Consider the following 18,555-nt stretch of genomic DNA (forward strand, 5'->3'; position numbering starts at 1 on the left):
ATCGATACATTATGCGCCACTATCTGCGGGGTATTCAGGCCGGCGAGCGTGATCGTGCATGCCGACAAGCGAAGAAACCGATGGATCGACGGCGGTAGACGCGGTGCTCGAGAAACATCGACCAGGGTACCGGCTCCCGCACCGGCTTCCGGAATACCCTCACCCCGCCCGACGCGCACTCCGCGCCGGCTAACGCAACGGCATCTCGACGGCGGACTGCATGAACCGCTGATCGACCGTCGCGGAGATGCGCTGTGCCGTTTCGCACAGCGCGACGCCGATCTGCCTGATCGACATCGCTCCGGCTTCTCCCGAGAGCGCCAGGTATGGGCAAGCGAGGATGGCGATTGCCGAGCCCGACTTGTCGACGATCGGCGTTGCGATATCCGTGATGCCGGGAATGCGCTCATTCGGGCGGCAGATATAACCGTCTACCTGATGGGTCGGCAATGCTTCGTCACTGCGCGGCTGATTCCACGACTCGACATCGTGCCCGATGGTCCGAAGCAATCGGCTTCGCACCTCTTCGTCCTGAAAGGCAAGGTACATCTCTCCCGCAGCGCTGCCGTGCAGCGGAACGCGCGTGCCGACCCGGACCGCCAGGTTCCATTCCGTTTCAGCGCCGGCCGTTGCGATGACAACCATCGTGTCGCCATCGAATACCGTCAGGTAGCACGACTGGACAGTCAGCAACGCGAACTGCTGCAGGAGCGGTGCGACAAGCGCGCCGAGCGATCGTGTCGGCGCATGATGCTGTCCGAGAAAATAAAGCTTCATGGTCAGCGCGTAACGGTCGTAACGATCCACCCTGTAGATGTACCCTCGCTCCTCGAGCACCTGCATCATCCGATACAGTTCGCTCCGGCTGCGCTTCAACGCGCGACAGATGTCCGCCTGCGCCATTCCGTACTCGCGACCGACGAGCAACTCGAGAATATCGAGGCCCTTCTCGAGTGCCGGCGCACGATAATTCGCTTTTTTCTTGAGACCCGAACCGTCGGGATCAACCGGATCTTCGTTTGGATTCCGCATGTAAAACGATACCTCTGGAATTCAGCTCATTCGAGTCACGCCGGAATGACCGGCGTCGCAGCCGGCAGCAGCAGCCGGCCCGGCAATCAGCTTGTTTCCGGTCACCATGGCTGCGGCGTTTCCCGGATCGGACAATCGTCCGGATTCCTGCCGACCGGCCACCCTGGACGCACGCCTTTGCCGGACCGGGATCGACCGCGCACGTAATGCGGCGCTGCTGCGAACGCGGGGGAAAATATCGTTGAAACCGCTCGCTAAGGCCGGATCGCATGGATCACGCCGCGCAAGTTTCTGCATGACGCCTCCTTTACACGCGGCAGCGCGGCGTGCACCTGGTTGCGCAGTTGCGGAAGCGCCGCCACGAACCGGTCCAGCACCGCCGCCAGATCGGTGGAACGCATCGCTTCCTCGGGCTTCAGCAAGAAGGCGTCCGACAGACCGAAATGACTGAAGAGACCCTGGAACTTGTCCTGATAGGTCAGCGCGGCGACAGGCACGCCCATGCCAAGACTGGCGATCGCCAGATGCATGCGTCCGGTCACCACGCCGTCCACCTGCCCTGAAATGGCCTTCAGTTCCGCCGCCGACATCCTGGTGCGCGGGTAGCAAAGCCGCTCGCCCATCGTCGCGGCCAATGCGTGATGCAGCGGCTCGAGACAGGTATCGTCGCCGTCCCGGCCGCGATAGTCGTGGGACAGCAGCACGATGCTGATCCGATGATGCTCCGCAAGCTCACGAATGGCTGCCTGCGCCGACGCGACCAGCGCCGCGATATCGTCGTCGCTGGCCCGGCGGATCAGCATCGGGTGAAGGTTGAATGCGATCACGATGTCGCCGGCCGCGCGGCGCGATGCGACCCACGCCGCCGTGCGCCTGACGCAATCGGACGATTCGTCCGGCTCGAGCATGAAGGCGGAATCCGCCACGAGCTCCGCGCTCGCCGAACTGAAACGCCTGAATCGATCGAGCGAGACGCCGTCGCGGACGTTGACCAGCAGCCGGGCGTCGATCCGATCGAACGCATGCCGCAACTGCGTGTACGGCAAGCGGTTGAAGCTGAAGCCGAGAATCGTGCCGGGCACGCCGCGTCGGACCAGCAGATCCGCGGTTGCCAGCAACCTCAGCGACGTAATGGGCGAGTAGTAGCCGTCCATCACGTCGGCGCCGATGACGACCACCGCGCTGGGTCGCAGTGCGACGAGCCGTTCGACCGTGGCCGTCAGGCGCCATGGCTCGTTCCATGCGTCGACCGCATGCAAACCGAGCCGGGTCGCGGCGTCTGCCGCCGCGGGCGTGGCCGTGACGACCGACACCTTCAACTCGCCGTTCGCCTGTCGCAACCGCTCGACGACCGCGCGCAGCATCGCTTCATCGCCCTTCGAGCCGACCAGCGTCCACGGATCGCACGGCAAGACCAGCAGATGGGCGGCGGACTTACCGTCGTCGCCTGCGACGCGTCGTGCGGCCTCACGACGCCATTGCATGGTCAATCGCTTGACATACAACCAGACGCGAAGCCGCTGCGTCAGACCGGCCAGTTTCGACATGTTCGATTCCCCTGGGTGATTCGATGGTTTCGACGGATGCACCCGTCAGGCCGGTGCGGCGACCCGGAGCGTCTCGCGAAGAACGCGAAGCTGCGTGTCGTGCCAGGCTCGTGCGGAATCTCGCGCCGCCGCACCTTGGGCAATGCGATGCGTGCGGTCCGTCGCGAGCCGGACGACCGCATCCGAAAAGCCCTGCGGATCGCCGTCGCGCACGACGGTCACCCCGCGCAGGTCATGCTCGCCGAGGCCACGCGCGCCCGTCCGGGTGCTGACGATCGGCACGCCGAGCGCCATGCTTTCGAGCAGCTTGATGTTGATGCCGGTGCCGAGCAGCATCGGATTGATCGAGATCGGTGCGATGGCGAATGCGTCGCCCAGCTCGGCGACGGGGCCGTGCTTGACGATATGCGGCCCGTCGGGGACGGCCGACGCGATCGTGCCGGCGAGATGCACGCGAAACGCCGGCAGCCGGGCCACGATATGCGGCAGGATCTCGTCGACGAAGTATTTGACGGCGTCGCGATTCGGCTGGTTGTCGCTGCCGAGGAAGGTCGCGTCGGCATGCGCGGCACAGTCCACCTGCGGCGGAAACGCCAGCAGGTGACTCAGCACCGCGACTGCCGGGGTGTCGCCGCTGCCGAGGCGCGCCGCCAGCAGGCCGCCTTCCTCGGCCTGGATGGCCAGCGCGACATGCGCGCGGCGCAATCCGTCGCACTCCCGTTCCGGTGGAATCGAAAACATGTAGCGCTTCGCGCCGGGGCGGCCGATGAACGGAACATGCCGGTCCGCAAAGATGTCGTGCGTATCGATGACCTTGACCACCGTGTCGGGAAACGCATCGAGCGCGCGCGAATAAAACACGTATTCGACGAACACGGCATCGAATGCGTGGTGATGCTGCAGCGCGCGCAACTGCCCGGAGAAGCGCTCGCTGAACAATTCGTCGAGCCCCGTGTAGTACGCATGCCGGCTGCCGGCCGCTTTCGCGGCGAGACGGCGCACCAGCCAGGCCACCCGCTTGACGCGATACAGCGCCAGCGCCAAGCCCGCGCGGCGCAATATCGACACGCGGTCGGCACCGAACTCCCGGCGATGCGCCTCAAGGTCCATGCCGCCCGTCTGGCGCGATTCCAGATACACGAAATGCACGTCGCAGCCGAGCGATCTGACCGCCCGCGCGAGATTCAGCACGCGACTGCGATTGCCTGCATTGACGGGAAACAGCGGAATGGGCGAGACGATGGCAACTTTCATGAGGCGTTCCCTTTGGGCGGAACCGGCGACAGCGTGCCGCCCGGCGCGCCGTGACGAATGGCGATGAACGTGCCGACGCGCACGGACTGACCTCGCGCGAATCCGACTCCGTGGACATAAATGCCCTTCTCGTGATCGGCGTCATACGCGAACGGGCCGCCCGGGACAGGCAGCCATTCGAATCGCGCGTCGTCGAGCGTGCGCGCCGGCGTGTCGGTGCGCAGCGTCATCGGGGGGTAGGCGCCCACCCGCACGGCCGCATCGCCAGCACCACCCGCAGCGCCGCCTTCCGGCACACGCACCGACGCGTAGAGATCCCAGCGCCCGTCGCGCGGCAGCTTGTCGAGCTTGAGCTGGATTGCCCAGACGCTCGAATCGCCGCGTATCGCTATCGCTGCGCCGTCCGGCGCACCGGGGTCGGCCACCACGCGTGCGCTGTCGTAGAGATTCACGCGCGAAACATCGATCGCGCGCCAGTCGCTGTCGGCGAGGCCTGCCACGAGCGGCGGCGCAACGACGGGATGGCGGTCGAGATCGAGCAATGCGCCGAGTGCCGCGAGATTGCCGCTTTGCCGGTACTGACGAACGCCCGCGGCCGAGATCGCCGCATCGAAACGCGCGCGCCGCGCGCGAATATCGAGGTCCCAGCCTTCCTGCGCGGCGCGCGCTGCGTAGCGGTCGCGCAGCGCCAGGATCACGAAATCGAGCGGCATGCGCGCCTGGCGAACGCGCGCGCTACGCACGGCATCGCCGTCGACCGCACGGGCGGCGGCGTCGAAATCCCGCTCCGACTCGCGGACGAAGTCGTACGTGTACATCGACATGCCGATGGGCGTCTGTTCGGCCAGCACGTCGCCGCTCGCGCGCAGCGCGGCATGCATGCGATCGATGTAGCGCACGACGGCCGGCGCGGCCGCGCCGTAATAGGCGTCGCAATATTCGCGGACGAGCGTGCGCGGGTCCGCGGTCGGCGACCAGAGCAGTCGGGCGATCAGCCACACGCGCAGGCTCGCGAATTCACCGCCGCGCGACTGCCAGTCGCCTTCCGCGAAGTAGCCGTCGACGCTCGGCAACGTGGCGAGCCACGCGATGCTGCGGCCGATCGGATAGAGATTCGGCGTCGGCTGGAGGTAGCCGCCGAAGTTCACGACGTGATCCCACACGGTGACGTGCCGCGCGATGTCGCTCCATTTGCGCAGACCGTCGCGCAGCGGCGCGTTGCGGTCCTCGTTCAGCGCGACGCTGTAGTCGACCTGGATCGTCATCGGATACACGCGAACGTGATCCGGAACCTGCATGCCGTCCGGCGGCGTGAAGCCCCAGTGATAGGCCGGCATCGCGAAACGCGCGCCGGGAACCGCCTGCCGGACCCGCGCCGCCACGTCCCGCACCATATCGAGAAACGCCGCCGACGGCGCACCGCCATGCGCGTCGGCAAACGCGCGGCTGGCTGCGTCCAGGTCCCAGCCCCAGTCCATGTCGCGGATGCCGAACCAGATGCGGCTCGGGTCGGGTTGCCGCTTCAGGCGTTTCACGATCTCGGCCGCCATGGTGGCGCGGACGTCGGCCGACATCATCGCGAGTTGCCCGCCGGCATACCAGCCGGGATGGGCGGCCGCATACCGGTCGTGCGGCACGAGCGTCCAGAAATCGGCGTCGCCGTCCCGCGCGAGCCAGCTGCGATCCCACATGTCGATACCGGGTGGGGAAGCGCGATACGACGTGCCGTGCGACTCGCCGTTCAGCAGGTTATGCGCGCGGAACGGCTTGTCCTCCCCTTCCGCGATCAACACCTCCCGATACGCGAAGCGGGGAACCTGCCGGACGGGTGCCGTGTCGACGCGCAGCTCGGCCTGTTGCGGCACCTCGGTCGCATCGGGCGCGAGCCACTTCACGCCGAGCTTGCGGTCGAGCCACCAGTACGCGCCGAACAGCGTGCCGCGCGGGGTGTCGCCGGCCACGACGAGGTCGTCGCCGCTGCGGCAGACGACGAAGCCGTCGCTGCCGAGCGGCGCCGCGCGGGCTGAACGGCATCGTTCCGCCGCATGCTCGCCGCCGACGACAATGGCCGGCGTCCGGTCGTGCGCGTCGTCCGACACGGCGAACGACGCGCCGCTGATCCGCGACAGGTAGTCGGCAATCTCGTCCGCCGCATGGCGCGTCACGGCATCCGTCGCACCGGCGCGCACGACGTAGCGCGCGACGCCACCCTGCGCAAGCAGCACGCGCGGCGCCGACACCGGCGGGCTTCCGGCGACGACATGCGCGTCGTGCGGCGGCCGCACCGGCTGCGCGCAATCGCCGCCGCGCGCGACCACCGCGCACAACGCGACAACCACGGCACGCACGGCGACACGAACCGGCGACGCCGGCCTCATTGCCGTGCGATCCGCGAGATGCCGGGCGGCAACGACAGCGGCACGTGGAACTTGCGGTAGAACCGCCACAGGCTGCGCAGATGATGCCGCCCCGCTCGCGACACGGGGCTCGCCGCCGACTGTCGTTGATGATCGTGCACGAGCGTGACGCCCGGCATGCCGAGCACTCGATAGCCGGCCAGCCAGGTCCGCGCGCACAGATCGACATCCTCCATGTACAGGAAATACGATTCGTCCATGCCGCCGAGCGACTCGAACATGTCGCGCCGCACGACGAACCCCGTTCCCATCACCCATTCGGCGTCGAACGGATTGCCGCACGACCATGCATCGATCATCAGATGCTGGTTCATCCGCGCGCGAAAGCGGCCCGAGCGGCCGAGCGCGGTGCGTCGCGCGACGATGTCGAGCCAGCTGTAGAACCGTCGTGCCGAGTACTGGCGCCGGCCGTCGGGATATTGCAGGTCGAGCCCGACGAGCCCGGTCTCCGGTCGCTGCTCGAACAGATCCAGCACTTTCGCCAGCCCGTTCTCGCTGAAACGCGTATCGGGATTGACCACCAGCACGTAGTCGCGTCGACAGGCGGCCATGCCGAAGTTCACGCCGGAGCCGAAGCCGCGATTGCATGCGGCACGCAGCAGCCTGACGCCGCGCGGCAATGCGTGTCGCAACCGCGTGTACGAGTCGTCCGGCGACGCATTCTCGACGACGACGATGTCGTCGGCGAGTGCAACGCGCAACGACGTCAATGACGCCACGCATCGTATCGTCAGGTCGGGCGTGCCGTAATTGACGACGATGACGCTGATTCTTCCTTCGGTTTCCATCGTGATACCCCGCGCCGTGGTGGATTGTGTCGGCCGGTTTGCCCGGCTCTGTTCGTTGCCCTGCGCGTCACGCCGACGCGCCAACCTGCTCGACGAGCCGCCAGAACTTGCGCGCCGATGTGTCCCAGTCGAACCGGCGGATCTGCTCCCGGCCCCGCGCGACGAGCGCGTCCCGCCACGCGGCCTCGGTGCCGAGCCGGCGCATGGCGACCGCGATGTCGACGACCGACAACGGGTCGACGAGCATCGCGGCGGCACCCGCCACTTCCGGCATCGCCGACACGCACGAGGTCAGCACCGGTACGTCGGATGCCATCGCCTCGAGAATCGGCAGGCCGAAACCTTCGTACTGCGACACGAACGCGACGAACAGCGCGCCTCGATACAGTTTCGGCATCGCATCGTTCGGCAATACCCCCGTGAATACGAGGCCGTCCGCGCATCGGTGCCGCGCGGCGTGCGCAAGCAGCGACGGGTCGGGGTCGCCGGTCAGCATCAGACGCACGCCGAGCGACAACAGCCCGCTCGCGGCGAATGCCTCGATCAACCGATGCAGGTTCTTGTAGTTGCGCCGGTTGCCCGGATAAAGCACGTACGGGAACGGATAACCGAGCGTGTCGCGGTTGCGCCGGTATGCAGCGTCGGTCCCGTTGTGGATCGCGTGAACGCGATCCGGCGCCATGCCCGACCAGCGGAGGAATTCGTCGCGCGTGAACTCGGACACGCAGACGATCGCGGTGCAACGCCGGTACAGCGGCCGCAGCACCGTGTCGTAGTAGAAGCGATGCGCGCGCGTGTAGAAGTGGCGATGCGTGAGGTCGTGCACCATGACCACCGACGGGAAATCGGGCAACGCGGCCGGTACGAAACCGGGATTCCAGAACACGGCGTTGCGGGCCGGCAGCCGCCTCAGCGCCCGGCTCAACGCAAGCGGCGACAGCGGGTGCGCGACACCGCCGCCGACCGGCAGCGGATCGATGCGGACGGTCGACGGCGCGCGCTCGGCATAGGCCGCCATCACGTTGTGGATGCCGGTTCCGGCCGGCCAGCGCGTGTCGGCATAGACCGTGAGGGGTGCGCGCTCGGTGGGCTCGGCACGGTCGGTGCATTCGGTCGAAGCGGTGGAGATCGTGCTCATCGTTCAGTCCATCCAGCCAAGCAGTCGATGCGACGCGGCGATCCAGTAGTACTTCGCACGCCGGGGATTGCGGCGCACGCATGACAGCAGGCAGCCGGCGACAGGCCGCGCGATCATGTAAAGGACGTAGGCGAGCGGATAACGATTGATGCGCAGCACATGCCCGAACCCGCGGTTGTAGCGCCGGCCGCGCGCATAGGCCTGCTCGTCGAGCACGGCGAGCGGTTCGGGATGATGGACGCGCAGATGCGGGTCGTAGTCGATCCGGCACCCCGCCTGCAACGCGCGCACGAGAAAGTCGACTTCTTCCCCTGCTCCCCAGCGCGTGGTCGCGCCCACGCCGAGGTCCACGTCGAACTGCCCCGCCGCATGCACGGCGGACCGGCGCAGGAAGATCGTGTACGACGTCGCGCACACCCACACGTTGAAGCGGTTGACGGTCTGCGCCGAGCTCGCCCACCGTCCTTGCGACGGCCGGCCCGCGGCGTCGACGCTCATGCCCGTCACGCCGTCGAGCATCCTGTCGGCGGATAAGCGCGCCGCGATCGCATGGAGCGTCCCGGGCCGATACCAGCAATCGTCGTCGGGGAACCCGACCACGTCGCCCGTCACGGCCTTCAGGCCGACGTTGGTCGCCCGCGACTTGCCCTTGTCGGATCTCAGATGAACGATCGTCAGCCGGTCGCGATACCGGCCGACGATCCGCTCGACCCGGTCGTCCGGGTTCTGGTCGACGACGATGACTTCGAGGTCGGCGTAGGCCTGCCGCAGCAGCGAATCGAACATGCGCTCGATCTCGTCGCTACGGCCGAGCGTCGCCATGATGAGAGAGAATTTCATCGCGTAGGTCCGGACGGGAAAATGGATCGGGGCCGCAACACGCGCGGCGCAGCGCGCGCTTTCAGGCGTGCCGCCCGAGAAGCGAACGCGAACGACGCGAGATAACCGACGAACAGGTATGACGTTTCGCTCTGGTGCATCGGGTTGATCAGCGACCACGCCGCGATCGGCGCCAGCAACACCATCGCGCGCCTGCCCTGGCCGAGACCGGCGAAGAACACCGCCCATGCGAGCAGCCCGATCGGCCCGGCGACCAGCATCAGATCCAGCGGCGCGCAAAAGACGGCACTCGTGCCCTCGCCGAGCCCGCGGACGGCGACGGCCGAGTGCGAGAAGTAATGCTCGACGAAGCCGAAGCCGTGACCGATCCAGTCGCGGCCGACCAGCTTGATCGATTCCGTGAAGGCAAGCCCGCGCTCCTGTTGCAGCCGGACCTGAAGCTGGTCGCCGGTCAGTTCGCGCGTGAACATGTACAGATAGAACCCGGCCCCGGCGGCCATCGTCAGCACTTTCGCGAAAAAATGGCCGCGCACCTGCAGCAGGATCACGATCGCGCATGCGATCAACACCGTCTTCGATTCGCTCAGCAGCGTCACGACGAGTGCGAGCGCAACGAACTTCACGACGTCGGGAATGCGGCGCGGCGACTGCAGGAAACAGGCATAGGCGGTCAGGAAGAAAGACGCCGCGAACCAGTTGCGCTCCTTGAACGAACCGTGAATCGCGTTCTGCATGAAATCGACTTTTTCGTACAGCACCGGGACGTCGAAATACTGCAGCGCGTACTGAAACGCCAGGAACCCCGCGATCGCGACATAGCCGAACGGCAACGGCCGCGTGCGTGCCCGCGCGCCGTAATAACGGCCGATCAAATAGAACGCCGGCATCACGAACACGAATTTCACGATCTGCTCGGCCGCCTTGAAGCGCGGATAGCCGGACAGGAACGTCGTCGACAACGCGACGCCGACGAACAACGCAAAGGCCCAGATTTCCCACGCGCCGACGGGAATCCGGCGCCGCACCAGCAGCACCGGCAGCACGAGCACCGCGAACATCTGACCGAGTTGCGCACCGCCGATCTTCAGGAACTGGATCGAGTTCAGCAGCAGCAGCACGAGCAAGACCGCGTCCGCGAGATCGAAGCGCAGATGCGGCCCGATCGTCGACGCACCGGACGACGACGCGCGTTGCCGCGGCACCTGCAGCGCGAGGCGGCTCATGTCCGTTGCCTCGCGTCACGCAATGCGATCAGCATCGCCACGGTTTGCCGGGCGGCCTGACGACGCAACATCCAGGTTGCGCCGGCATAAGCGGCGCCGAAGCAGACGATCAGCAGCGGCAACCTGACCACGGCCGGCACGCCGCCGAGGTGCGCGCCAAGCCGCGACACGAGCAGCGCGCAGCCGAGCGCGATCAGATACGGCGGCAGCAGCCGCCCCAGCAAGCGGCCGGGATCGATCGACAGCTCGACGACGACGGCACCGAAGCTGAGCGGCGTGACGAACAGCACCGCGCCGACATACAGCCACGCCAGCCCGGCGACGTCGTGCGACGGCAGGCAGACCATCGCGCCCAATACCAGGACGAGCTTCACGACCGTCAGCCACATCGTGACGTTCGGCCGGCCGCGTGCCGACAGGAATGCACCGTTGACGAACTGGACCGTCTGGATCGCGCCGAGCCCCATCAGCGGCGTCATGATCGCGGCGCTATCGGCCCAGCGGGCGCCGAACAGCGCGATCGTGATGTCGTGGCTCGACACGGCCATCAGCACGAACAGCGGCGCCGCAACCATCGCGGCCAGCCCCGTGACGTCGAGGTAGGTGGCCGCCATCTTCCCGGCGTCGTGCGCGACACGCGACAGCACCGCGAGCGCGACGTCGGTCGCGGCGCGGCACAGCAGTTCCAGCGCCGTCTGGTACAGCCTCGCGCCGATCGCGTAGATGCCCAGCCCGGCCGCGCCGTACAGCGCGACGACGATCAGGTCCACGGTGCGCGTCGCACACCAGTCGATCAGCCTCGCCGCGACGACATGACCGCCGAAGCGCGCAATGGGCCAGAACGTCGACGCGTTCCGGCGGCCGCGCGGACGCCAGACCGGTCTGCGCCAGAGCCAGAGCGCGGACATCGTCATGAAGGTCGCCGCCTGCGCAATCAGGCTCCACGCACCGGCGCCCGCGATCGCCAGCGCGACCGCCACGGCGCCCGCAACGCTCACCGAGACGAGTTGACGCATCGCCAGCGTACGGAAATCCAGCCGCCGCTTGTACAGCCCCTCCTGGAACGAACTCGCCGAGCCGATCGGGACGAACGCGCACGCCACCCGCAGATACGGCGCCAGGCCCGGTACGCCCAGCCACGTTTCGACGCGCCCGGCGAGGACGAACAGCGCGGCCGCGAGCACGATCGCCATGCCGATCGAGCACGCGAACGGCCATTCGAGATCGTCGTCGTCGAGCGATGCGCGCTGAACCAGCGCGTCGCCCAGGCCGCCCTCGGCGATCATCAGGACCAGCGACAGCGACAGCGTGACCGCGGCCGCAAGCCCGACGTCCGCCGGACCGAGCCAGCGCGCGACCAGCAAGTAGGTGACGAGCGTGACGAGCTTGCCGCCCCATGCCTGCACCAGTGCCCACGCGAGGCTTCGCACCGTGCGCGCACCGAGCCGCTCGCCGGCGGGCGACGCGCGGTCGCTCGCGGCGCGCAGCGCGATGTCGCGAATCGCGGGCTCAGTGCTCGGTTTCATATGCGTATTTCCCTTCGCCATACGCACCGTAGACGGCCTGACGCCGCGGCACGTCGTTCAGCACGACGCCGCTGATCGCGATGCCGGCGTTGCGCAGGCGACGCTCCGCCTCGCGGATCTCCGGCATCGAACTGCGGCCATGCCGGACGCACAGCAGCGTCGTCGCGCCGTGGCGGCCGATGGTCGCCGCATCGTGCAGCGCGAGGATCGGGGCCGTATCGACGATGACGATGTCGTAGAGACGCGCTGCCGTGTCGAGCAGCATCTTGAAGCGGCCGTCGTTGAACAGCTCCGACGTGCGGGCGACGGCACCGCGCGCGAGCACGTCGACGCCGGCGACCGCCGATTTCTGGACGCCGCGCTCGAGCGCGCCGCTCGCGATCGCGTCGGGCAGGCCGGGCGCCGCCGGCAGCCCGAAGTGGCGGTGCGACTGACCGCGGCGAATATCGGCATCGATCAGCAGCACGCGCTTGCCGCCCGACGCGAACAGCGAAGCCAGGTTCGCGCAGAGGAACGATTTGCCCGCACTGGGCTGCGGGCTCGTGACCATGATCACGTTGTGCCCCGACTCGGACATCGTGAACTGCAGCGTCGTGCGCAGGCTGCGGATCGCGTCGACGGTCACGTCCTCCGGAATTTCCGATGCGAGGACATGCGCGCCCTGTCCCGCACGCTGCTGGTTTTGCACGAGACGCCGCTGCTCCCGACTATGCGGCACCACCGCATAGACCGGTACGCCCAGCACCTGCTCGAGGTGCTCGGAATGCTCGACGCGGCCCCATACCGCCCGCTGCGCGAACGGGGCGGCGATGCCAAGGGCAATCCCGACACACAACGACAGCGCGACCAGCAGCAGGCGCTTGGGCTTGACGGGTTTCACCGGCAGGACCGGCTGGTCGACGGCGCGGACATTGCCGATCTCGCTGCGCCTGGCGATCTCGAGCTGTTGGCCGGTGTTCAGCAGGTTCGTATACAGCTCGGTGTTGACGCGCACGTCACGCAACACGCCGAGGCCCTCGCGCTCCGTATCGGGCAACCTGGCTTCGAGCGCCTTCAGCTCCTTCGCCTTGCCCGCCAGTTCCGCCAGGTTGGCGTCGAGCGCCTGCACGGCCGGATGGCCGTCGGCGAACCGCGCGATCAGGTCGACGCGCTTTTGCTTCAGTTCGAGCGTGCGCGTCTCGATGTCCACTTCCTGACCGAGCAGCAGCTTGCCCTGTTCGTCGAGATCGACCGTCCCCGTGCGCGCGCGAAACGCCGCGTATCTGTCCTCGGCGTCCTTCAGTGCCTTCATGACCGTCGGCATGCTGCTCTTCAGCGATGCCAGCGTCGCGGCGGCCTCCTCGCTCCGGTACTCCTTGTTCTGCTGGACATAACCGTCGACCACGGCCCGCAGGATGTCCCGGATGCGCGTCCGGTCGTCGCCCTCGAGCGTGACGGTCAGGATGCCGGATTGCTTGGCCTTTTCCTCGACGGTCAGATCGTCCTGGAGCTGGGAGACCGCTTCGAGCTGCGGGATGCGTCTGAGCCGAAACGCCGTGCCCGGCCGGGCATCTAGAGCGGCGACCAGCAGCGTCAGCGGCTGCGCCTTGTACTGCCCGTGCGCCGGCACGCCGACCTCGCCTTTCAGCACGACGTCGTCGTCCTCGTCCCTGACCACGTAGCGCCCGCCGCCTTCGGCGGTCACGTCGAACCAGAGCCCGTCCAGCGCGTCGATTCCGTCGTGGCTTTTCTTGCCGGCCGTCTCGAACGTGACGACGTCGAATCGCTCGCCGCCCCAGGCAAACCGGGACAATCCCGCAAGCGGCTGCGCCACGCCGTCGTCCCGATAACGACGCGCGACCCAGCGGCCAATCAACGGGAAATAGCGCGGTTCGGCAATGATGTTCAGATGCTGCTTCGTGACGACCGAGTCGATCACCATGCGCGCGCGCACGAGTTCGAGTTCGGCAGCGGTCGTGCTCCCGTTGTCGAGCAACGCCGCGATGTCGTGCAACGGCGAATTGCCCGCCGTGGTCGATTCGTTGACCTGGATCGTCGCGTCGACACGATAGATCGGCGTCGCGAATACGACATACAGCAGCCCCAGCAGGAACACGCTGGCCGCGATGCCCAGCACCATGCGCCACCGGGCCAGCACGATGTCGACGTAGGACGAAAGGGGCGCATCGTCGTACAACGCCGCGTCGTACAGCCGTGCTTCGGAAAGGTCGGTCATGGCAAATCCAGTGTCTATCGGGTTCCGGCGGTTCATTTCGCGACCAGCGCGCCGGTCATGCCGGCATTGATGGCGGGTAGCAGCAGCGACAGCACGCGGCTGAGTCGGACGAGGCCGTTGCCGTCGACATAAACGACATCCTTCGGCGCCAGCCTGAAGTCGTTCGCGAGCACCATGGCAACCGGCGACTTCGCGTCGAGATGGAACACGTCGGGGGTACTCGGCCCGCGCCCGCGAATCACGTAGACCTGCGCCGTGTCGGCGGTGCCGCTGTTGAAGCTGCCGGCTTGCTGCAACGCATCGCCGAGCGTCAACGAACCGTCGCGAAGCGGTAGCGCGAGCGTCGGCTTCGCGACCTCGCCCATCACGAACGCACCGTTGTCCTCGCGCGACTTCACGCTCAGCACGTCCCGGTTGCGCAACAGGATGCGGGCCGGGTCGATGCGTCGCGCAACGAGTTGGGACAGGTTCAGCACGTAATGCTCGTCGCCGCGCATCAGCTCGATGCGGCTTCGATCGGCCGTCGGCTGAAGCCCGCCCGCGCGATCGAGCGCCTCGATCAGCGTCATCGGCACGTCGTTGATCGGCTGGACGCCCGGATTGCGCACCTCGCCTTCGACGTAGACCTGCTGGCTGCGGTACGACGTGACACGCACGGTGACCTGCGGATCGCGGAAGGTTTTCGTCAACGCGACGCGGAACGCATCGCGAACCTCGGTCGTCGTCCTGCCGGAAACCGCGAGCGTGCCGACATAGGGAAACTGCACGCTGCCGGTTTCGTCGACGACGAAGCCGCCGACGGGATCGCTCTGCCGCTGGGTCGACGACGTCTGATTCGTCGGCGCCGCCGCGGAAAGTTCGGGGTGATCCCACACCGTGATCTGCAACACGTCGCCGGCACCGATCCGATAGCCGCCCTTCGCGCGCTCGTGCAACAGCGCGTCGACATTCCCGGCCGCGTCGCTGTCGTCGCGCATCGATTGCAGCAGGTTGACGTCGATTTCACGGATCGGCACATCGAGCGACTGCGCCGGTTCGCCGTTGCGCGCGCTGGCCACCGGCAATTCCTGCGAGCCGGTCATCCGCATGCCGGGCGCGACGGCACACGCCGTCAGGAACACGGACAGCACGAGCGGGGCCAGCGCGCGGCCCGGTCTGCTTCCCGTCGATACATCGTCGATTGATTTGCCCATTGCTGCCTCGTATGTCGCGCTATCGTCAATTCCGTCCGTGGCGCCGTGCGCACGGTCGTGTTCAATTCGTCGCGCGAGGGTTCGGCTCGCTTCGCCCCCATCCCGCGCCGCCCGGTCGATCACCATGACGAACGGGACCAGGGCGGCTCCATGCCCGGCCAGTCGTCTGCTGCGTTGTCGGTCCCGCCGCGCGGCCGAATCGGGACGCGTGCCGCGCCGCGCGTGCGACGCACTGTCGGCATGCCCAGCGCGTCGATCGACAACGCCCGCATCTGCCGCTCGATCGGCAGCGGCACGTAGTTGTCGACCGCCGGCACCGCGACGCCCGACGCGACCGCCGGCTTTGCAATCGACCCGCGCCACGGATTCGAGGTCTGGGACGCGGTATCCGCGAGACCCGCGATCCAGCGCGGCGCATTTGTCGAAGGGCGCGCCGCCGGGGCACTGCCCTGCGCAACCGACGCACACGTCAGGCCGATGAGCATCGCGAGTTGACCGACGTGGCGCCGCATCAGCCGTGCCCCCGTGCGGTAGCCGCGGGAATCCGCGCGATCCAGTGCGCCACCGCGCGCTCGATGTGGCGCGCCACGGCATCGAACACGTCCGCCGACTTGCCGACCGGATCCGCGATATCGCATTTCGCGGCATGGTCGAGCTGGAAGACGCGACCGCGCGCGAACGGATAACGGCGCTCGATCTCGCGACACTGCACGAGCGTCATCGCGAGGATCAGTTGCGATGCGCGCACGTGGCCGAGATGCACCGGTTGCGCGATATGCGACGTGATGTCGAAGCCGCGTTCGCGCATCACGTCGATCGCAGCCTGTGCTGCCGGCCGGCCGGCCAGCGCTATGAGTCCCGCACAACGCACCTGCACGGACGGCAACGCGCGTGCCAGCATCGCGCTCGCCATCGGGCTGCGGCATGCGTTGCCGTCGCAGACGATCAGAATGCGTTCGATCATGGCCGGGCTCAGTACGCGTTCGGATGGACGAAGCCCTTCAGCACCGTGGCGGCGACAATTTTCATGTCGAGCCCGAAGGACCAGTTGCGCAGGTAATAGAGGTCGTGCTGGACACGGCCGACCATCTTGTCGAGGTGATCCGTCTCGCCGCGATAGCCGTTGACCTGCGCCCATCCGGTGATGCCCGGCTTGATCCGGTAACGATGGATGTATCCCTCGACGAGCGGCCGGTACAGATCGTCGTGCTCGATCGCGTGCGGTCTCGGCCCGACGACCGACATGTCGCCGCGCAGCACGTTGAAGAACTGCGGCAACTCGTCGAGGCTGGTGCGACGCAGGAACGCGCCGACGCGCGTGATGCGCGCATCGCCCCGTGTCGCCTGGCGCACGATGCCGGCCTTTTCGGCGTGCATGTGCATCGTGCGGAACTTGTAGATCCTGAACACCCGGCCATCGGCGCCTTTCCGGTACTGCGTAAACAGCACCGGGCCCGAGGACGACAGCTTGACCGCCAACGCGATCATGCCGAGCAGCGGCGCCAGCGCGACGAGCGCTGCCGCCGCGAATGCCCGGTCGAACAGCGCCTTCTGCATCAATGCGCGATGCGACATCGGCGAAGCAACGAGGTTGATCGCCGGCATGCCGACGAGATCCATCATCGTTCCGCCCAGCAACGCGATGCTGCACATGTCCGGCATGAAGCGGATATTGATCAGGTCGTCGCCGAACGTCTTCAGCACGCGCCGGATCGTCCGTTCCTCGGAGATCGGCAACGCGAGCCAGATTTCCGTCGCGGCCTCGGCACGCACTGCCGCGGCGAACTCGGTGAAATTCGCGAGCACCGGGACGATGCCGTTGGACGATCCCGCGGGATCGTGGAGCACGACGGGGCGAAACCCGCTTGCCGGGGACAGCGCCAGCGTTTCGATCACACGCACGGCATGCGCGCCGTGTCCGACGATCGCCACCTTGCGAAGATTCAGGCCCGCATGCCTGACGCGCGCGAGCATCGTATAGGCAGCCACGCGGATGACGATGAATCCGCATCCCGCGATCGCCGTCCAGTAGACGAACCACAGCCGCGACACCTGATCGGCGCGATGCATCGCGAACAGCAGCACGAGGTTGCATGCCTGCACGGCGACCCAGGCAGCGCTGATGCGGCTGATCATCGCGATCCACGAGCGCCCGCGCCACGACTGGTACACCTGACATGCCGGAAAGACGGCGAGCGTCAGCATCGCGACAAACGGGACGACCATCGCGTCCGGTCGGCCGAGCGTATCGTCATCGAACCGCACATGCGACGCGGCAGCCGCGCCCAGCACCACGACGAGTGCATCGAGCAGGCGCGCAATAATCGACTGAAATCCGAACATGGATCTTCTCCGGGCGGCGCACGACGGCGCCGTATTTGCGGTCAAACGCGTCCGTATGCGTCGTCGAAGCGCACGATGTCGTCTTCGGCACGGCACGAATTGTCGAAAAACCCTGGTGCGCTCATTTCATGTACTCCTCAACATCCGATTTTCCGCACGCAATCAACCCTTGGTGCCACCCGACTGTCCGTGCTTCACGCCGAACACCGCACCGGCGGACATTCCCCGCCTGACGCCGGACATGCTCCGCCCTCGGTATCCCGATGCATCGACAACATTCATCCCGGGCGTCATGAACCCATCGATGAATTGACCTGTAAATTCGTATTCCTATATGAAATTGAACGCGCCTTTTTCGAGCGGACGGTTCAATTCACGCGATGAATCCAGGCGACGGACGAACTGCCGGTTGCTTAGGCGCACGCCCCCGCGCCGATGCATCGCCGCCGCAAGGACGTATCGACGCGGTTCGGTATGGCGACGGAAATGCCGCGCCCGAACCATCCTGAATGGATTGGCGAATGGACGCGATTTATCGATTGAATGTCCGGAATCGACCGCTTCGCCCCCGCGTCGCGTCCGGATATCGGAATGTGGATCTTATTCATGATTGGTCTAGCGTTATGGTATTAACTACTTCGGCACATGGTGTTTAACGCACGATCCGTGCCACCGACACGCATTCTCTTGTTGCAACGCAGAAAATCCTCGATAAACCAATGACCTATGTCCGGAACACGAAAGGTATGAATAAATCGAAATAATCCTGTGTAACGTTTGCGCAACCGCACCGTTCGGGCACGTAACGTAACGACACGCCGTAACGCGTCTGACATGAACGGCATCGGGGAGGCGCAATTTGCTGCCATGTGTACGGTGGTGTCAGGGGCGTTATTCCTACCGTCGACAGGCGCACCTTTCTTCCGCGCGCGCCAGGCTGGGGGAGTTCGGGGCAAGGCCGGTGGGCGGTCGGGGCCGCAATGACCGCAGACCGATTTCGTTGCCGACATGTGGGATGGGTACGTGCGCAAACCCGCGT

Annotated in this window: 15 protein-coding genes; all 15 read right to left on the bottom strand. The window is 66.6% G+C overall.

Features of this window, described 5'->3' with window-relative positions; all coding sequences use genetic code 11:
* Window positions 1–189 precede the first annotated feature (189 nt).
* On the bottom strand, window positions 190–1,032 hold the full coding sequence (locus OEJ37_RS02660; RefSeq protein ID WP_263343093.1) for an IclR family transcriptional regulator: 843 nt from the start codon (window positions 1,030–1,032) through the stop codon (window positions 190–192).
* 21 nt (window positions 1,033–1,053) lie between these two features.
* Window positions 1,054–1,329 carry a hypothetical protein gene (locus tag OEJ37_RS02665; protein ID WP_263343095.1) on the bottom strand — a complete coding sequence of 92 codons (276 nt, stop codon included), beginning with the start codon at window positions 1,327–1,329 and terminating at the stop codon, window positions 1,054–1,056.
* Entirely contained in the window at window positions 1,287–2,579 is a 1,293-nt protein-coding gene (locus OEJ37_RS02670) for a polysaccharide pyruvyl transferase family protein (RefSeq protein ID WP_263343097.1), read from the bottom strand. The genes OEJ37_RS02665 and OEJ37_RS02670 overlap by 43 nt, the downstream gene beginning before the upstream one ends.
* Window positions 2,580–2,624: 45 nt before the next feature.
* Window positions 2,625–3,833 carry a glycosyltransferase gene (locus OEJ37_RS02675; protein ID WP_263343099.1) on the bottom strand — a complete coding sequence of 403 codons (1,209 nt, stop codon included), beginning with the start codon at window positions 3,831–3,833 and terminating at the stop codon, window positions 2,625–2,627.
* On the bottom strand, window positions 3,830–6,181 hold the full coding sequence (locus tag OEJ37_RS02680; protein WP_263343101.1) for a DUF4838 domain-containing protein: 2,352 nt from the start codon (window positions 6,179–6,181) through the stop codon (window positions 3,830–3,832). The genes OEJ37_RS02675 and OEJ37_RS02680 overlap by 4 nt, the downstream gene beginning before the upstream one ends.
* Before the next feature lie 26 nt (window positions 6,182–6,207).
* Window positions 6,208–7,038 (bottom strand): glycosyltransferase family 2 protein, encoded by an 831-nt coding sequence (locus tag OEJ37_RS02685; RefSeq protein ID WP_174419667.1) that lies wholly within the window; start codon window positions 7,036–7,038, stop codon window positions 6,208–6,210.
* A gap of 67 nt (window positions 7,039–7,105) precedes the next feature.
* Window positions 7,106–8,176: a glycosyltransferase family 4 protein gene (locus OEJ37_RS02690; protein ID WP_263343103.1), complete on the bottom strand. Its 1,071-nt coding sequence runs from the start codon at window positions 8,174–8,176 to the stop codon at window positions 7,106–7,108.
* Window positions 8,177–8,179: 3 nt separating this feature from the next.
* On the bottom strand, window positions 8,180–9,016 hold the full coding sequence (locus OEJ37_RS02695; RefSeq protein WP_263343104.1) for a glycosyltransferase family 2 protein: 837 nt from the start codon (window positions 9,014–9,016) through the stop codon (window positions 8,180–8,182).
* Window positions 9,013–10,239 (bottom strand): hypothetical protein, encoded by a 1,227-nt coding sequence (locus tag OEJ37_RS02700; RefSeq protein ID WP_263343105.1) that lies wholly within the window; start codon window positions 10,237–10,239, stop codon window positions 9,013–9,015. Before OEJ37_RS02700 ends, OEJ37_RS02695 begins: the two co-directional genes overlap by 4 nt.
* Window positions 10,236–11,765, bottom strand: coding sequence for an oligosaccharide flippase family protein (locus OEJ37_RS02705; protein WP_263343106.1), 1,530 nt, complete (start codon window positions 11,763–11,765; stop codon window positions 10,236–10,238). The genes OEJ37_RS02700 and OEJ37_RS02705 overlap by 4 nt, the downstream gene beginning before the upstream one ends.
* Window positions 11,749–13,980 carry a polysaccharide biosynthesis tyrosine autokinase gene (locus tag OEJ37_RS02710; protein ID WP_263343108.1) on the bottom strand — a complete coding sequence of 744 codons (2,232 nt, stop codon included), beginning with the start codon at window positions 13,978–13,980 and terminating at the stop codon, window positions 11,749–11,751. The genes OEJ37_RS02705 and OEJ37_RS02710 overlap by 17 nt, the downstream gene beginning before the upstream one ends.
* 32 nt (window positions 13,981–14,012) lie before the next feature.
* The gene (locus OEJ37_RS02715) at window positions 14,013–15,173 is read right to left on the bottom strand and encodes a polysaccharide biosynthesis/export family protein (protein ID WP_263343110.1); all 1,161 of its coding nucleotides are present in this window, start codon (window positions 15,171–15,173) and stop codon (window positions 14,013–14,015) included.
* A 119-nt stretch (window positions 15,174–15,292) separates the two neighbouring features.
* The gene (locus OEJ37_RS02720) at window positions 15,293–15,658 is read right to left on the bottom strand and encodes a hypothetical protein (protein ID WP_263343111.1); all 366 of its coding nucleotides are present in this window, start codon (window positions 15,656–15,658) and stop codon (window positions 15,293–15,295) included.
* 26 nt (window positions 15,659–15,684) lie between these two features.
* The gene (locus OEJ37_RS02725) at window positions 15,685–16,137 is read right to left on the bottom strand and encodes a protein tyrosine phosphatase (protein ID WP_175947903.1); all 453 of its coding nucleotides are present in this window, start codon (window positions 16,135–16,137) and stop codon (window positions 15,685–15,687) included.
* A gap of 8 nt (window positions 16,138–16,145) precedes the next feature.
* The gene (locus tag OEJ37_RS02730) at window positions 16,146–17,516 is read right to left on the bottom strand and encodes an undecaprenyl-phosphate glucose phosphotransferase (protein ID WP_263343113.1); all 1,371 of its coding nucleotides are present in this window, start codon (window positions 17,514–17,516) and stop codon (window positions 16,146–16,148) included.
* Between the last annotated feature and the right edge of the window lie 1,039 nt (window positions 17,517–18,555).

The sequence above is a fragment of the Burkholderia sp. BKH01 genome (assembly GCF_025685725.1).
In the GTDB taxonomy this organism is placed as follows: domain Bacteria; phylum Pseudomonadota; class Gammaproteobacteria; order Burkholderiales; family Burkholderiaceae; genus Burkholderia; species Burkholderia pyrrocinia_C.

Excerpts from the sequence above, each read along its gene's own strand:
- OEJ37_RS02660 (WP_263343093.1), bottom strand. The coding sequence starts at position 1,032 with ATGCGGAATCCAAACGAAGATCCGGTTGATCCCGACGGTTCGGGTCTC.
- OEJ37_RS02675 (WP_263343099.1), bottom strand. The coding sequence starts at position 3,833 with ATGAAAGTTGCCATCGTCTCGCCCATTCCGCTGTTTCCCGTCAATGCA.
- OEJ37_RS02695 (WP_263343104.1), bottom strand. The coding sequence starts at position 9,016 with ATGAAATTCTCTCTCATCATGGCGACGCTCGGCCGTAGCGACGAGATC.
- OEJ37_RS02715 (WP_263343110.1), bottom strand. The coding sequence starts at position 15,173 with ATGGGCAAATCAATCGACGATGTATCGACGGGAAGCAGACCGGGCCGC.
- OEJ37_RS02710 (WP_263343108.1), bottom strand. The coding sequence starts at position 13,980 with ATGACCGACCTTTCCGAAGCACGGCTGTACGACGCGGCGTTGTACGAC.
- OEJ37_RS02730 (WP_263343113.1), bottom strand. The coding sequence starts at position 17,516 with ATGTTCGGATTTCAGTCGATTATTGCGCGCCTGCTCGATGCACTCGTC.
- OEJ37_RS02720 (WP_263343111.1), bottom strand. The coding sequence starts at position 15,658 with ATGCTCATCGGCCTGACGTGTGCGTCGGTTGCGCAGGGCAGTGCCCCG.
- OEJ37_RS02705 (WP_263343106.1), bottom strand. The coding sequence starts at position 11,765 with ATGAAACCGAGCACTGAGCCCGCGATTCGCGACATCGCGCTGCGCGCC.
- OEJ37_RS02665 (WP_263343095.1), bottom strand. The coding sequence starts at position 1,329 with ATGCAGAAACTTGCGCGGCGTGATCCATGCGATCCGGCCTTAGCGAGC.
- OEJ37_RS02685 (WP_174419667.1), bottom strand. The coding sequence starts at position 7,038 with ATGGAAACCGAAGGAAGAATCAGCGTCATCGTCGTCAATTACGGCACG.
- OEJ37_RS02670 (WP_263343097.1), bottom strand. The coding sequence starts at position 2,579 with ATGTCGAAACTGGCCGGTCTGACGCAGCGGCTTCGCGTCTGGTTGTAT.
- OEJ37_RS02690 (WP_263343103.1), bottom strand. The coding sequence starts at position 8,176 with ATGAGCACGATCTCCACCGCTTCGACCGAATGCACCGACCGTGCCGAG.
- OEJ37_RS02700 (WP_263343105.1), bottom strand. The coding sequence starts at position 10,239 with ATGAGCCGCCTCGCGCTGCAGGTGCCGCGGCAACGCGCGTCGTCGTCC.
- OEJ37_RS02725 (WP_175947903.1), bottom strand. The coding sequence starts at position 16,137 with ATGATCGAACGCATTCTGATCGTCTGCGACGGCAACGCATGCCGCAGC.